This window comes from Fervidobacterium gondwanense DSM 13020 (assembly GCF_900143265.1).
Lineage (GTDB): Bacteria > Thermotogota > Thermotogae > Thermotogales > Fervidobacteriaceae > Fervidobacterium > Fervidobacterium gondwanense.
On record NZ_FRDJ01000001.1, the window covers coordinates 423,793 to 439,142 of the forward strand.

At 39.9% G+C, this 15,350-nt stretch carries 12 protein-coding genes; 4 read left to right on the forward strand and 8 right to left on the reverse strand.

Features of this window, described 5'->3' with window-relative positions:
* Positions 1-50: 50 nt before the first annotated feature.
* The 5 genes from secG to rpsO all read right to left on the reverse strand — a co-directional run bounded on the left by secG (position 51) and on the right by rpsO (position 6,792).
* Entirely contained in the window at positions 51-284 is a 234-nt protein-coding gene (secG, locus tag BUA11_RS01920; protein ID WP_072757723.1) for a preprotein translocase subunit SecG, read from the reverse strand.
* A 253-nt stretch (positions 285-537) separates the two neighbouring features.
* Positions 538-4,749, reverse strand: a complete 4,212-nt coding sequence (locus BUA11_RS01925; RefSeq protein ID WP_072757725.1) for a PolC-type DNA polymerase III — start codon at positions 4,747-4,749, stop codon at positions 538-540.
* Positions 4,750-4,788: 39 nt separating this feature from the next.
* On the reverse strand, positions 4,789-5,313 hold the full coding sequence (gene ruvC / locus BUA11_RS01930) for a crossover junction endodeoxyribonuclease RuvC (protein WP_072757727.1): 525 nt from the start codon (positions 5,311-5,313) through the stop codon (positions 4,789-4,791).
* Between the two features lie 86 nt (positions 5,314-5,399).
* Positions 5,400-6,437 (reverse strand): tRNA preQ1(34) S-adenosylmethionine ribosyltransferase-isomerase QueA, encoded by a 1,038-nt coding sequence (gene queA / locus BUA11_RS01935; RefSeq protein WP_072757903.1) that lies wholly within the window; start codon positions 6,435-6,437, stop codon positions 5,400-5,402.
* A 100-nt stretch (positions 6,438-6,537) separates the two neighbouring features.
* Positions 6,538-6,792, reverse strand: coding sequence for a 30S ribosomal protein S15 (gene rpsO / locus BUA11_RS01940; protein ID WP_072757729.1), 255 nt, complete (start codon positions 6,790-6,792; stop codon positions 6,538-6,540).
* A gap of 392 nt (positions 6,793-7,184) precedes the next feature.
* Here rpsO and BUA11_RS01945 point away from each other — a divergent pair, with 392 nt between their 5' ends.
* Positions 7,185-8,231 (forward strand): hypothetical protein, encoded by a 1,047-nt coding sequence (locus BUA11_RS01945; RefSeq protein ID WP_072757731.1) that lies wholly within the window; start codon positions 7,185-7,187, stop codon positions 8,229-8,231.
* Between the two features lie 55 nt (positions 8,232-8,286).
* On the opposite strand, the gene fliE is transcribed toward BUA11_RS01945, so the two are convergent.
* The 3 genes from fliE to flgB are packed head-to-tail and all read right to left on the reverse strand — an operon-like array spanning position 8,287 to position 9,423.
* The gene (fliE, locus tag BUA11_RS01950) at positions 8,287-8,586 is read right to left on the reverse strand and encodes a flagellar hook-basal body complex protein FliE (protein WP_072757733.1); all 300 of its coding nucleotides are present in this window, start codon (positions 8,584-8,586) and stop codon (positions 8,287-8,289) included.
* 5 nt (positions 8,587-8,591) lie between these two features.
* Positions 8,592-9,008 carry a flagellar basal body rod protein FlgC gene (flgC, locus tag BUA11_RS01955; protein WP_072757735.1) on the reverse strand — a complete coding sequence of 139 codons (417 nt, stop codon included), beginning with the start codon at positions 9,006-9,008 and terminating at the stop codon, positions 8,592-8,594.
* Positions 9,009-9,039: 31 nt separating this feature from the next.
* Positions 9,040-9,423 (reverse strand): flagellar basal body rod protein FlgB, encoded by a 384-nt coding sequence (gene flgB / locus BUA11_RS01960; RefSeq protein ID WP_072757905.1) that lies wholly within the window; start codon positions 9,421-9,423, stop codon positions 9,040-9,042.
* 204 nt (positions 9,424-9,627) lie between these two features.
* Between flgB and BUA11_RS01965 the strand changes: the two genes are divergently transcribed.
* From BUA11_RS01965 to mutL, 3 genes are all read left to right on the forward strand, one after another.
* Positions 9,628-12,120 carry a hypothetical protein gene (locus BUA11_RS01965; RefSeq protein ID WP_072757737.1) on the forward strand — a complete coding sequence of 831 codons (2,493 nt, stop codon included), beginning with the start codon at positions 9,628-9,630 and terminating at the stop codon, positions 12,118-12,120.
* 14 nt (positions 12,121-12,134) lie between these two features.
* Entirely contained in the window at positions 12,135-13,364 is a 1,230-nt protein-coding gene (locus tag BUA11_RS01970; RefSeq protein WP_072757739.1) for a hypothetical protein, read from the forward strand.
* Between the two features lie 115 nt (positions 13,365-13,479).
* Entirely contained in the window at positions 13,480-15,321 is a 1,842-nt protein-coding gene (gene mutL / locus BUA11_RS01975) for a DNA mismatch repair endonuclease MutL (RefSeq protein ID WP_072757740.1), read from the forward strand.
* Positions 15,322-15,350: the final 29 nt, after the last annotated feature.

Here is a 15,350-nt window from a genome sequence, read left to right on the forward strand (position 1 = left end):
TCGAAATTTCTAAGAGTACTCTAAAACCACTAAACGTTAATATGCACTAATTACCTGGAAAGCACCCAAGATGTCAGGAAGCACATCACAAAGAACGCAACCGCCAAAGCGACGGTAATTTTTCCCTGAGTGTCGAGGCCTTTTTTTCTACCAAACATCGTATATGCTGCACCACTTCCGAAAGCTCCTCCGAGCTCTGCAAATTTGCTCATTTCAAGAAGTACCATCCAGATCAGAGCACCTGCAATGATAGTGTGGACAATCAATAGTATGACTGCTAACATCTAATACACCTCCAGTAATGTCCTAATTAGTCTCTTAACTGCATATCCCCATAATCCTATAAATTCAAAGCTTATTATACCACAAGAATTTTATGTTTTGCAATAGTTCTACATTTCTTTATTTTGTTTTTGATGGACTAATATTTACCAAAAGTATCCATCTTGTAATTTTTTCTCTAAGAAAGAATAAAAATACACGCTCTTGATAGTTTTTTCTACCGTTAGTATCAACTTTTTAAACGCACTTTCATCTTTAGAACAGTGTTACTTGGTCAGTCTCCGGAAGTTCTTCCAAAACTCCGAGTCTCTTTAGCATTTCAATTTGTGCTTTTGTCACCTTTCCACGGTTCATTAGGTCTTCCACCGATGTAAACATCTTTATATCCCTTTGCTCAACTATCGATTTTGCAACATTGTCACCTATGCCGTGAATTTTGTTGAACGGGATTATCAAGCTCTTACCTTCGATTATAAATCTTGAGTGGTGGCTCTTCTTTAAATCCGGTTTTTTGAATTCAAATCCCCTCAGTAACATTTCAAGGGCTGCTTGGAGCACTTTTTCTTCGTTTTTCTCTTTTACGTCTTTCTTCATCATATTGTTTAGTTCTCTCAAACGTTCTTTTATGGCTCCCTTCCCTCTAAGTATGAATTCGGCGTCGAACTCATCTCCCTTTGTTGAGAAGAATGCTGCATAAAACGCAAGCGGATAGTGGACTTTAAAGTAGGCAATTCTGAACGCCATGCTCACATAAGCAACCGCATGTGCCTTCGGGAACAGGTACTTAATCTTTTTACAAGACTCAATGAACCAATCAGGTACGTCAAATTCTTTCATCAACTGGACTTCTTCATCTTTTAATCCTTTACCTTTTCTTACATTTTCCATTATCTTGAACGCGTTTGAAGGTGGTAACCCTTTATGAATCAAATAAATCATTATATCATCTCTACAAGATATGACTTCTGAAAGCGTCGCTGTTTTCTTTTCTATCAACGTTTGAGCATTGCCGAGCCAAACGTCAGTACCGTGAGAAAGCCCAGATATTCTCACAAGCTCGGCAAATGTCTTGGGTCTGGTATCTCTCAACATTCCCATGACGAAGTCCGTACCGAACTCAGGTATTCCGATTGTTCCAACGTCCGTTCCAAGCTCTTGAGCGTCTATCTTCAAAGCCTTAAGCGATGAGAATATGCTCATCGTCTGTTTGTCGTCCATTGGAATTTTCATTGGATCTACACCGCTGTATTCGTACAGGAGTCTTATCATCGTCGGATCATCATGTCCGAGTGCATCGAGTTTCACGAGGTCATCATGGATAGATTCGTAGGCGAAGTGCGTCGTGTAAACGCCTGATTTCTTATCGTTCGCTGGATGCTGGTAAGGGGTGAAGTCGTGAATATCATAGTCGCTCGGGACTATCATCAGACCACCGGGATGCTGCCCTGTCGTTCTCTTAACACCGCTAACGTACATGGCCAGTCTTTCCTGTTCGGCTGGGTTTAATGAATTTACTACGTTTCCATTCTTGTCTTCCATGTACGATTTCACGTATCCAATTGCACTTCTGTCTGCTATCGTGCTTATCGTACCGGCGCGGAAGACGTGTGATTTTCCAAAGAGTTGTTCAATGAACTTGTGAGCACGTTCTTGATATTCGCCGGAGAAATTTAAGTCGATATCAGGGACTTTGTCTCCTTCAAATCCCATGAATACTTCAAATGGTATATCTTGACCAGCTTTTTCAAGTTTTGCACCACATTTCGGACATCTTTTGTCCGGCAAATCGTATCCAGAGCCCACTTCTTCGTGCAGCTCGAAATGTTTGCAGTCTGGACATCTGTAATGTGCTGGCAATGGGTTGACTTCCGTGATTCCAACCAAATGCGCAACTAAGGAAGAACCAACTGAACCACGGGACCCAACGACGTATCCGTCTTCGCCCGCCTTCTTAACTATCAAGTGCGCAATCATGTAAAGAACAGCGTAACCATGCCCTATGATGCTGTTCAGTTCTCTTTCTATTCTTTTTTCAACTAATTCTGGCAGTGGATTTCCATACAGCTCATATGCCCGCTCGTATGTCATAGAGCGCAATTTCTCCTCCGCACCTTCGATCTTTGGCGGATGGAGTTTCTTCTCGAGCGGCTTTATCTCTTCAACCATTTGAACTATTTTCTTCGGATATTTAATGACTACTTCTTGAGCGATTGTCTCATCTTCGAATATCTCCATCGCAGCTTGCAACATTTCGTCAGTTGTGCGTAAGAAATAGTTCGCACCTGCGTCTTCCACATTGCTCTGGGGTGCGAGTAATACCTTTCGGGCTTTTATGTCTTCCGGATCTAAGAAATGCGCATTTGAAACCATGACCACTGGAATGTTCAGTTCTTTACCCGCTTCATATAACAATCTGTAAGCTTCTTTCGCCTCTTCCTTCGTGAATTCTTCCGAAGATATAGTATCAAGAGGCATTATTTCGATGTAATCGTAGAATTTGAGAGCTTCTTGAAGCGAGGATTTGTCCTTTGACAGTGCAAGTTCAAAGACTTCCGAATTCGCACATCCGGTACCTATTAGCAAACCCTCTCTGTTCTTTTCAAGATCAGACCTCAAGACCTGAGGTACTGTGAAGAATGTCTCTGTATGTGCTTTAGAGACCAATCTGTAAAGGTTCTTCAGACCCGTCTTGTTCTGGACAAGCACCGTAATATGTCGTGGGTGTTTTGAAAGTGGGTTGATGTGCTCTATCAACTTATTCAGCCTGTCAAATGAATTTACAGATTTTTTCCTAAGCAGTTCTACCAATTTCCAAAAAACTTTAACCGTTACCCTCGCGTCATCAAGTGCTCGGTGGTGTTGGAACTTTCCGAGCTCGAAGTAGTCTACGAGTCTGTCCAAAGAAAACGATTTAAGTTTACTTCTCAAAAGAGCTTGCGAGAGTCTTAGTGTGTCAATGTATGGAGGATTGAACTGTCTTTGAAATTTAGAAAATGTATTTTTGAGAAATCCGACGTCAAAATCTGCGTTGTGCGCCACAATTACTGCACCATTGAGAAATTCAGAAAGTCTATCGATAACTTGAGAAATATCTGGTGCGTTTTCGAGCATTTCTTCCGTTATACCTGTTATTTGTAAACTTTTTTCCTTCAACTTAGAAGGCTTGACAAATGTATGGAATTCATCGATTATCTGGCCATTCGCCGTCTTCACTGCGCCGATTTCCATTATTTCATCAAGCCTTGGGTTCAAGCCTGTTGTTTCAAGGTCAAGCACGACGTACGTTGCCTCGTCGATGTTCCCTTCGATTTCGTTAATCATTATCTTCTTCGGATCGTTTGCTATGTAAACTTCACAACCGAATATAGGTTTTATTCCGTTGCTTTTTGCAAGTTCGTACAGTTCTGGGATGCTTTGAACGTTTCCGTGGTCTGTAACGGCAACAGCCTCCCATCCCCATTTCTTTGCCGTCTTTATGTATTCGCTTATATCCAAGACGCTGTCCAGATCGCTCATCTTTGTGTGTGCGTGTAGTTCCACCCTCTTTTCTAAAGCGTTGTCGATTCTGTCAAGAGATGGAATTTCCGTAACGCTGTCGATTTTGAAGAATGTCGTTCCAAATTTATCTGTTGTGAGCATTCCGCTGAAGATGTACCATTCACCAACCGAAAGCTTGTTTTCAATCTCTTGTGATTTAGAGTTGAACACTTTTCCAAGTAGCGAGTCCTTCTTATCGGTGATATATACATTTAGAACCTCGGGGTTTGGCCTGTCGATTTTGAAGACTTTTCCATAAAGTTTGAATTTCTTCTTATTTGAAGGAGGCATATTGGAGGGTGAGTACAGACCGCCGAGCAGGTTTTTATCAAATTGTTCAATCATGTCTGACTCGTCACTCTGAGTTGGACCAGTCTTAACAGTTGCATGGGTAATCTGTTTTTGAACACTTGAAAATCCATCTGTTTTCACGCCAAGCTGTTGACTATCCGGGTCATAACCGACTTTCATATCGTTAATCGCTTGGTCATTCTGCTGATTTTCATGAGCGGTGACATCGATGACGTAGTTTTCAAATGGAAGAGAAGATTTTACCCTCGTCAATCGTTTTGAAATATGCGCCTTGGCGAATTCTCCAAGCGCGTATATTTTTAAAGTCTTATCTTCGATTTCTATGTGCTCTACGTATTTACCTGAACCATTTAGTTGTTGTAGCACGTAGCTCTTTAAACTCTCAACTTCATTTTGAACATCCTTTTCCTCGTCGACGACTACTTCAACAGCAATTTGTAAGAATTCTTCAAGAGAATCCTTGAAACTTTCTATATCTCCTTGAAAATTAGAAACAAAAAACGAAACTATTTCACGTTTTTTGTCGTAAGCTATTCGCTTTATAACCCCTGAAGCGTTTATTCCTATCTTTTCGGCTATATCTCTTATATTTTTTGAAACATCGAAGGAATAGTACATCTAACCCACCCCGAGTCTAACTCTGCTTGAAAAAAAATATCATTTTTCGATTTTCGGTATATTTTGTGTATTAGTGTGACTAACAGCCGCGCACCATGCTATCGCAAGCGCGTCTGCTGCGTCATCTGGTTTTGGGATTTCTTGAAGCTTTAGCAAAATTTTCATAACCTTCTGAATTTGAGATTTTTCAGCTCTTCCATAGCCGGTCACGGTTTGCTTGACTTGATGAGGAGTAAATTCTATAAAAGGCAAATTCGAATGCCTTATTGCAAGGAGTATAACCCCACGGGCTTCCCCAACGAATATAGCAGTTTTGACGTTCTTGTAAAAATACAAACTTTCGACAGCAACAAGTTCTGGCTTATAATCTGATATTATCCTTCGGACTTCCGAGTATATGTATTCAAGACGTTCTTCAAAATGTTCTTCTTTGCCAGTTGTTATCGCTCCGTGTGACACGTATGTTATTCTATTTCCCGTCTTCTCAACAACTCCGTATCCAACAATTCCGTATCCTGGGTCTATTCCTAAGATTCTAAATGGCTTTGTCTGTTCTTTCAACATGTTATTCCCCACCAGTATTTTTATATTATTATACAGCAGTAGCCTAACAATTTAATGTTAAGATTATAAACATGATTTGTGTTAACTCAAAATATGAACATCGCATCACCAAAAGAGAAAAATCTGTACTTTTCTTCGACTGCTATTTTGTAAGCTTGCATTGTCAGTTCATACCCGGCAAACGCACTGACAAGCATGATTAAAGAAGATTTTGGAAGATGAAAATTGGTAATTAACGCATCGACAATTTTGAATTCAAACGGCGGATAAATGAATATATCTGTTTTTCCTGAATAAGACCCGCTCTTTGGTTGCCTTGCTATTGTTTCAAGTGTCCTAACCGATGTTGTGCCTACCGCAATTACTCTACCGTTAGTGCTTTTAACCTCATCGATTAAGTTTACTGTTTCTTCGGGCACGATGTAGTATTCTTCGTGCATTTTGTGATGGCGAATATCTTCGGCTTTAACAGGTCTGAACGTCCCGATGCCAACGTGTAATATGACTTCTGCAGTACGCACACCTTTGCTTTTTATTTTCTCAAGCAGTTCATTTGTAAAGTGCAAGCCCGCAGTTGGTGCCGCAACGCTACCTTCGTGCTTCGCATATACCGTTTGGTAGCGCTCGAATTCAATGTTTTCATTTTTTATATAATGTGGAAGTGGGATCTTGCCAAGAGAAAAGATTATGTGGTCATCGCTCACTGAGAATTCTATTATCCTTGTACCTTCCTCAGCTCTTCCGACACACTTTCCAATTATGTTTCCATCAGGCTTATGAAAAACAATCTCCGTTCCCTCTTTGACCGCCTTTCCTGGCTTGACAAGACACTTCCACACTCCTAGGCTCATCTTCTCCAATAGGAGCAACTCAACAGTAGCGCCCGTTGTTTTCTTGCCGTAAATCCTTGCGGGGATGACCTTTGAAGTGTTAAAAACAAGGATGTCCTTTGGAGAAAGGTACTCCAATATGTCTTTGAACATCCTGTGTTGGATATTCCCAGTTGTCCTATCCAATACCATTAACCGCGAATGATCTCTTGGTTCTATCGGTTGTTGTGCTATCAATTCTTCAGGCAGGAAGTAATCGTACGCATCGAGTTTGTAAAGTTTGGAATTTTCCATCTTGTCCATATAGAATCTCCCCGTTTCAGCGATTTTGCAAAATTAAAGGGCGGAATTCCGCCCCTCAATGACTGTGTTCCAATTGAGTATCGATATTTTTTTACTTTCTCAAAGAAAGCTTTTCAAGGAGTTCTTTGTAAAGCTCTGGGTCCTTTTTCATGAGGTACTTGAGCATTTTTCTTCTGCGCCCGACCATCTTCATGAGTCCACGTCTTGAGTGGTAATCTTTAGGATGATTCTTGAGGTGTTCCGTTAAGTGTCTGATGCGGGTTGTCAGCAATGCAATCTGAACTGCTGTGCTGCCAGTGTCTGCATCGTGGATCTGAAATTCCTTGATGATGTCCTCTTTGTTCATCTTTCTGCACCTCCATCTAATGTCCTCTTGCCAAGTATGGGAAAGATCCCTATACCGAGCAAGGGCATAGATATGATATAATGAAAGCTGATGCATGTCAAGTATTACGATTTAATTTTAAAATTGTTCCCACAAAGCAGTAAATTCGCATAAATAATGTTAAAACCCACTTATAGGTTAATTTTTGACGTTAAATACTCATTTTTAGAAGCGTTCTTTTGGAAACACTATAAAAAAGGCTTTACAAAATTCTTGTTTTTGGTGCTATAATATAAATCGGATAGCTTTATTAATTAGTTTGTTCATATTGCTCAGTACGCTCACCGCGGAATTCGGCTAAACATACGGTTGTTTCTCGGAATTATTACACTTTACTAAAGGAGGGAGTACTTATGAGAAAACTGGGGATTCTCATTGCGGTTGTCTTTTTCGGGATATTTGTATTCGCCGAAGGTGTAGACATTGAAGCACTTTCAAACAGATTAGACCTTTTGGAAGAATACACAAATATGATCTATGACACTCTCAACACAAAGCTTTCTGCCGAAGATCTTGATTTAGCCCTTGCGGAAATTAACGACAAACTTTTGGAACTTGACGCACTTACGAATAGGATAGATTTGCTCGAAGAGTACACAAACATGATTTATGACACACTTGGTACAAAAGTATCCGCCGAAGAACTTGAAATGATGCTTGCAGAGTTTGATTCAAGACTTTCTGAGCTTGAAACTCAATTGTTGAACGTATCAAGCACGGTTGAAACCGGATTACCAGCACTCAGGGATATGCTTTATGAACTTTCAGCAAATCTTGCAGCTATGGAAGACAGGATTACATCATATGTTGAGGTCTCCCTTGCAAGTATAAAAGAAGAAATGTTCGAAGAATTACAACCAATGTTTGACGATATCAAAGTAACGCTCGATATTCACGACAGTGACATTCTCAAGATTTACGACACACTCGGCATGCTTTCTGAACAAATCGCAGCAATTGAAGAGAAACTTGCAGGTTTGGAAGAAGCAAATATCGAATCACTTGCACTCAGACTCGACATGCATGACCAAGACATAGTTAACATCTATGACAACCTTTCAGCGAAGGCGGATAGAGAACAAGTAGACGCTCTTGAAAAAAAAGTAGCAACTCTTGAAGAAGATCTCGCTGGTTTGAGCGATGTAGTCACGGGGCTTGCAGCTCAGATTGGCGACACGGATTACCTACTTAGAAAATCTATAGAAAATGTTCAAAAAGATTTGCAAGGTCAGATTGATACAACAAATAAAAACGTTGAAGGGCTCAAAGCTAGCATAGAAGAACTCAAAGCTAACAAAGCAGACACAAAAGCTGTTGAAGAAAAGGTTAACATGCTCAACATAATAGCGTGGCTTGGTCTCATAATTGGTGTAGCTGGTTTATTCCTTCCAATCCAATAATAAAAGAACGGGGCGAAAGCCCCGTTTTATTCTTATACTCTTCAATTGCACTCTCCTAAAACTGCATCCTCATAATCTCTCTATAAGCATCAACGATTCTGTTCCTAACTTCAACTGTAAGTCTGAGCGATATCGACGCCTTTTCAGCCTCGACAATCAGCTCGTGAATGTTGCTCACTTTTCCAGTAGCAAAATCATCAGATAATTTTTCAACGTTCTTTTGCTGATCGTTGACCGACTTCAAAGCATCTGAAAGAATTTTTCCAAATTCACTGTTCTCACTTGTTTTTTGATTTCCCACATTAGTAGTTATATTCGGCCTTAACGGATTCAACCCACCAATCTTATCTACCACTTACTTCACCTCCCTATCTGAAGGGCAGATGTTATCATTGCTTTCGTTGTGTTTATAGCTGTTGCGTTCGCTTCGTACGCTCTTTGTGCGTTAATCATGTCTACCATCTCGCGTATGATATTAACGTTCGGCAATCTCACGTACCCGTTTTCGTCTGCGTCTGGATGTGTTGGATCATAAACTATTCGAAATTGAGAAGGGTCTTCGTAAATTTCTTTGACGATAACACCACTATTTTCTTGTCGCCCCTGGATATTTCTCAAAAGTTCCTGAAAAACTGGAACTTTCCTCCTATAGGGCTCTCCGTTCTCAGTTCTTGTAGTCTCTGAGTTTGCAATGTTTGTCGAAATTAACTCTATTCTAAACCTTTGCGCAGATAATCCTGTTGATGAGATGTTCATTATATTGAATTCGCTCTGCATCGTATCACCTCATTGATATTTTACCACACTACTATCTTGTATTCCTAATGACAGTGTTGTACCTGTCGATATTTGCACTCATCAATCTTGATAATACTTGATATCTCAGTGCGTCTTTAACCATTTCTGTGACTTCCATGTCTATGTCCACGTTGTTGCCATCGTTTGTCAGAGATGTACTTTTTTGAGTTATCTGCTTAGCCGTTACTGTTTTTGGAAACGTTGGTCTGTGCTTTTCGTTTGTTGTTGTAAGTTTGAGTTTCATCTTCGATTCTTGGAGGTATTCTTCGAAAGCGATGTACTTTTTCTTGTACCCAGGCGTTTCAGCATTGGCTATGTTTTGGGCGTGTAACTCTTGCCTTTTCATCTGGACATCAAGTGCCGTTTTCAGCGTATCAAAATTCGAATTGAATATTCCCGCCATAAAGATACCTCCGTCAAATCGTAATACCACAGACTCTCCATACATTTATAGTATTCTACCATAACTTCTCAAATTCCTACAAGTTTTATTAAACGAAATCGTATATTGAATAGTCAAAATACGTATAAGGAGTTGTATTATAGAAGAGGGAACAAAAATAAATGGATAACTATATAACACTGGGAGGTGGTTCATGTGAAAAGGCTGTATCTGATTTTTTCGGTCGTGATCGTTGCACTTGTCATTTTCTCATGCGGTATAAAGATTCCAGAAAAGGCCCCTGAAAAGGTTAAATTGCAGTATACCAAACACTTAGAGTTTCCAATAACTACACTTGACTTCAAAATCAAAGACTTAGTAGACGATTTCGAGGGTCAGCTCGGTGCAGATATGACACTTGTAAAAACGGATCCTGTTGAGATTAAGTACGCAACTGAAGTTGTATTCAGCCCGGGCACTTTTTTGAAAGGCATCGAAAATGAGCTTCAGAATAAGCTCAGCGAATTTGGTGGAAGGTTTGATTTGAGTATCGATACAAACTACCTTGCCACGCAATTTCACGGCTCTATAGACCTTCCAGAATTGCAGCCAGTTGAACAAACTATAAGCAACCCAGAGATTGAAATTCCTGACCTTACAATCATTAGTGGTCAAGATCTGCCTGTGAGTTCTGGTCAGAACAATTTCAGCATTCCAACAAGTTTCTTGTCCACGTTGATTTTCGATGAAGCTAATTTAAAGAGTGTCGATGTGTATTTACAAATATCAAATGTCACTGCATCTAATCCTGTACTTATCGTCGATGGTGTTTCGTATTCAATAACCCTTGGAACGAAGACTTTATCAAATATCCTGCTGAAAAAATCTTCAAGCGTCATTCTAAGATTCAACTCAGCAAGCGCAGGAATAGCAAAAATAACCCTGGAATTTAGAAATCAAAAACTCAACTATTTCAAGAACCTTGATGCTTCGCAACTTGATGAAGAAAAGATATCTTTAGATATAAGTCAATCAATCTCTGTTGTTTCGGGAACATGGAAATTGGCACTTGATGGAAACGTAGGTATCCAAATTATAGTAGCAGGTTTCTCTGGAAATATAACTCAGACCTACACGGCAAAGTCTGGTTCATCAACGATAGGCTCCGGATCATCCTATTCCCTTAACGCATCAATTGCTCTTGATGAAACAAAGAAATTCACAGTGGGTGATGGTATACAGATTTCCGGAACGATTGAATTAACAGGAACAGTAAGTGCTGACTTCAGAATCGCTCCTAAAGTCAAATTCACTCCAAATGTTCAGGTTAAGAAAATAGAAGATTACCCAGTATCGTTAACAGTACCTCTACCAGAGAATGTAACTGCCCTGTCGTTTACCTCAGGCAGCGGATACATGCTTCTGAGTTTCGAAGGAATTAATATAACAGGTGTTTCTGGAACATTCGGCTCTAACGCTCTTGAAATGCTCTCCGGTCACATAAAAGTACCATTCGGTGGAATCTCTCTACCTGCTGTCCTTAATGCAAACATAAGCGGCGATGTAGGTTCTGGTGGGATTTTCTATTCATTATCTCTGCCGAATGACCAAAACATAATAATTGCCTCTGCTACAATATCTGGTGTAAGTGCTGATCCTGTGGTTATAAACCAACCTGTTCCGGCAGCTGTAAGTCAACTCGCAGACAGCGCAACAGCAACGATTATTGTTAAGTTGAATTATGATGTATCGAACATAACCGGCTTGAATTTAAATATTACTTCTAATTTCTTTGATGTTGGTAACGGCACGCATCCTTTATCTGGACCAGGAATAATAGAGCTTAAATCAGAAAACAAGAACTTTGATTTTTCGACTTTTACAAATTTCTCACTTACTTTGACACCTAACATTCCAAGTGCGATTACTGTGAACAACGTAAATATCCGTGACGGCGTAAGGCTCTCGATCGAACCTGTTCTTGAAAAATTTGAAATATCATCTGTTGATATAAAACCGCAGACTTATTCTGAGGATTTCGGAACAGTTGTTGACTTTGGCGATGTTTTCAGTGGAGATTTCGGGTTCTTGAAAGAACTTGATTTTGCATTAAATGCTTTACTTGGATTTGAGATCACTGAGTCAACGATTCCAGCAACGATGACTCTCTATATCTCAGGCGATCCTGTAAACCTAACAAAGGGAGAAACGGCAAATATTGGTGATATGATAAAACAACTTATAAAAGATGGAAGTGCTCTAGAGCTAAGCATAACTTTGCAAACTGGTTCAGGAGAACTTACGAAGGACAGTGAAATCAGAGCGTGGCTTGATTTAACTATCCCATTGCAAGCGAATACACCGAATACAGATGTAGTTATCAATGAAGGAACAATCGATTTGAGCACTCTCAATCAAGTGAAGGATATCGTTGAACTTGCTCAACTTAAATTCGGAACTTATTCGAACACGACAGGACTAAAAGCAAAACTGAAACTCGGAGATGATGTAACGATTACTTTGACAGATACTCAACCAACAATAGAATTAAATAAGGCACAAATAGAAACCTTGGCAGATACTGCCGTGCCATACAAGATAATGCTTCCTGCGAATTCTACAATCGCGTTAAATTACAACGGTCAACTCAACGTTGCGCCTTACTTATCTGTAGATTTGAAAGTCGCAACTGAAGTAAGCCTTAAATAAGGTAGGTGATTGCGATGAGAAAGAATATAAAGAATATCCTATTCTTAATCGTTCTAATTTCATGTGTTTCTATATTCTCAATGACAGTACAACCATTCGGGCTATTCGGTAATGCCGCACTGGTTAGGGAAGATTTTACAGCCTTGTTGAAACTCGTTCCATTTGTAGAGATTGAATTTGGGCAGAACATACTTACTTTAAGCAACATAAATGCCTTACTCAACGAGGAAGATTTTATAATCAATGAACAAACCCTTTCCGCGGCGCTCCAAGATGGTTTTAAGTTCGGCTTACCAGTCAGCCTTGGCGCTTACGTACACTTGAACCTTGGAGGGTTTAGAATCATACCTTACACAAGAATTGACGGAAATATATTCTTGAACATCCCCAAAACAATCCCACAATTACTTGTTGGTGATACAAACATTAATGAAACATATTCCGACAGCTTGAAAGGATTCCTTGTTGGAGATGTAATGACTAATGGCGGAGTTGCTATTGTTCTTGGAAGCATTTACGTTGCGGGAAATGTGTTCGCACCTGTATTCTACACTGATTACGACTTGACAAGGTTGGATGTCAGCTATACATCAACTGCAACGCCCGCTTACGCAGAATTCAATGCAGATGCACATATACGTGCTTACAGCAGGATACCACTCAACGATTTGATCAATCAAAACATCAACAACGTCATAGAACAATTGAGCAATGTTGATGATTACGGAATGTCCTTGGAATTCGGTTTTGGAACTCAAAACTTTGGCATAGCTGTTAGAAACATTGTTATAAGGCCTGCAAAAGCATACTACTCTGTAGACTTTAATGCAAACGCCAATTTTACGTACACAGCTGAAGGTACCGATGTGACTGCGGAGGCGACATACTCTACAACTGAGCCGATTGTTTCGCGGCTATTTGCACCGATCGAAATCAAACCTGAAATTCAAATAACGGGATACTTAAAAAATGATGGATTCATCATGTGGGGTATTATGGGCAGTTATTGGTTAGACGGAAAGTGGGCGGCAAAAGGGTATGCAGGTTTGAATTTAGCAATCGCAAGACTCTATTACATGCTCGGATTTAACCAAGTTTCGTATTCTCACACTATTGGTGTTAACGCGAATTTATTCTTCTTGAATGCTGACTTGAAATTGACTGCAACTTCAAATTCTCTGACACCTTCTGAAAATACGACTCCAGGTATTGGCTTCTCGCTAATGATATCAGCTGGGTTGTAGTCTTATGTAATAGTCAAAATGTCAACAAAGCGAGTACCTGCCAGTTAAGGCAGGTACTCTTTTTATTTGGTGGTATAATATACTTGAAAACTTATAAGTACTATGAAAGGATGTGATGGTTACGCCTATCAAAAAGCTCCCTGATGAAGTTGTATCAAAGATAGCAGCAGGAGAAGTTGTCGTCAATCCTGCATCTGTTGTTAAAGAATTGGTGGAAAACTCCATCGATGCTGGTGCAACACAGCTTGAAATCGTTATTAAGAATGGTGGAAAAACGTACATAAAGGTTTCTGACAATGGCAATGGAATGTCAAAAGACGATTTACTCCTCGCTGTTGAGCGATACACCACAAGCAAGATCTCAGATTTGGAAGATATCTACAACATCACAAGCTACGGTTTCAGAGGAGAGGCGTTAGCTTCAATAGGTGAGGTTTCGAGACTCGTAATTACAACTTCCGATGGGGAGAGTTCTCATAAGTTAGAGATGATAGGCGGGAAGGTTGTTAAGGTTTCAGAGACATTCAGAGAGAGAGGGACAACAGTTGAGGTATTCGACCTATTTTACAATATACCTGCAAGGCGAAAGTTTCTATCCTCTGAGCGTGTTGAGAAGAGAATGGTCACCGAGGTCGTTGAAAGGTTTTTGATAACAAAACCGTCCGTAGCTTTTCTTTTCAAAGATGAGGAAAGTGTCATCTACAACGCACCTTCATCTTCACTGGAAAGCAGATTCTCGCTAATTTTTCCGGAAGTTAAGGATTTCCAGACTATAGAAAATTTTGTACAAAACGACATCGAAATAAATGGTATCATCTCTTCCCCTCAGTTCTTTAGAAAGAACCGAACTGGGCAAGTATTTTTCGTCAACGGACGGTTTGTTCTGGATAACATGCTGCACCTTTCACTTGAGAGAGGCTATGGAGAGGCTTTGATAGAGGGAACTCATCCTTATGCGGTTATATTCATAAACCTTCCGCCAAAAGAAATCGATGTCAACATACATCCGCAAAAATTGCAGATTAAATTCTCAGATCCAAGAATCGTTTACGACACTTTGGCTCGATGTGTAAGAGAAAGGCTGAGAAGTGTCCAAGGATACCAGATATTTATAAGAAACGAAGAAGGTACAGAATGTACAGAGAAAACCTCTGACTTCTCTCAGGGAAATACTAATAATCTGATTTTCGAAAAGCAAACCGAAACATATCCAAAGTACTTTGAGAAAACCTTCGATATTCACGAACCAAATTCAAGAACTGTAAGCCAGAAAGACTTTGAAAGAAATTCAAGCTACAAAGGAAGCGAATTAAATAATCGAAAAGTCCTTGGAGCTGAGAATTACAAGAGTTCAACTCTTGAAAACATATTCCAGCCCGTTGTCAGCTCAAGCTTTGAAAATGTGAGTAATTTTACTATTGTGCGGAACAGGTATATAATCTTCGAAGATAGAGACGGCATAGTGATCATGGACTTTCACGCTGCACATGAAAGGATAATATACGAAGAACTGAAATCGAAAGACTTTGAACGTGTCCCACTTCTAATACCGGTTGAATTGAAGTTCGGTAAAAGCATGGTCTACACCTTAGATAGCCTTTCCAAAGATCTAAACGACAATGGATTTGAATTTGAAAAAGTAAGTAATGAAGACGGTGCAAAGATGATTGTCAAATCCGTTCCATCGGTAATAAAGCTTTCTCAAATTCAGGACGTGATTATGGAAGTCTTGGAAGAATACAGAGTACCATTTAACAAACCAAAGAGCCTCGCTCACGTGCTCGCTTCTAAAGCCTGTAAGAGTGCAGTGAAGACTGGCGACAATTTGAGTGAAGAAGAAGTCAAGGTCTTGGTAAAAACAGTGCTCGAGAAAAATCTCCTCACCTGCCCGCACGGAAGACCAATAATGATGAAAATCTCGTTCAATCAACTCGATTCTTATTTTGGTAGAAGATAGGTGATTTTTGTTTTTTTGACTTTTAATTT

Excerpts from the sequence above, each read along its gene's own strand:
- mutL (WP_072757740.1), top strand. The coding sequence starts at position 13,480 with ATGGTTACGCCTATCAAAAAGCTCCCTGATGAAGTTGTATCAAAGATA.
- ruvC (WP_072757727.1), bottom strand. The coding sequence starts at position 5,313 with ATGTTGAAAGAACAGACAAAGCCATTTAGAATCTTAGGAATAGACCCA.
- BUA11_RS01925 (WP_072757725.1), bottom strand. The coding sequence starts at position 4,749 with ATGTACTATTCCTTCGATGTTTCAAAAAATATAAGAGATATAGCCGAA.
- BUA11_RS01945 (WP_072757731.1), top strand. The coding sequence starts at position 7,185 with ATGAGAAAACTGGGGATTCTCATTGCGGTTGTCTTTTTCGGGATATTT.
- flgC (WP_072757735.1), bottom strand. The coding sequence starts at position 9,008 with ATGCAGAGCGAATTCAATATAATGAACATCTCATCAACAGGATTATCT.
- queA (WP_072757903.1), bottom strand. The coding sequence starts at position 6,437 with ATGGAAAATTCCAAACTTTACAAACTCGATGCGTACGATTACTTCCTG.
- rpsO (WP_072757729.1), bottom strand. The coding sequence starts at position 6,792 with ATGAACAAAGAGGACATCATCAAGGAATTTCAGATCCACGATGCAGAC.
- secG (WP_072757723.1), bottom strand. The coding sequence starts at position 284 with ATGTTAGCAGTCATACTATTGATTGTCCACACTATCATTGCAGGTGCT.
- BUA11_RS01970 (WP_072757739.1), top strand. The coding sequence starts at position 12,135 with ATGAGAAAGAATATAAAGAATATCCTATTCTTAATCGTTCTAATTTCA.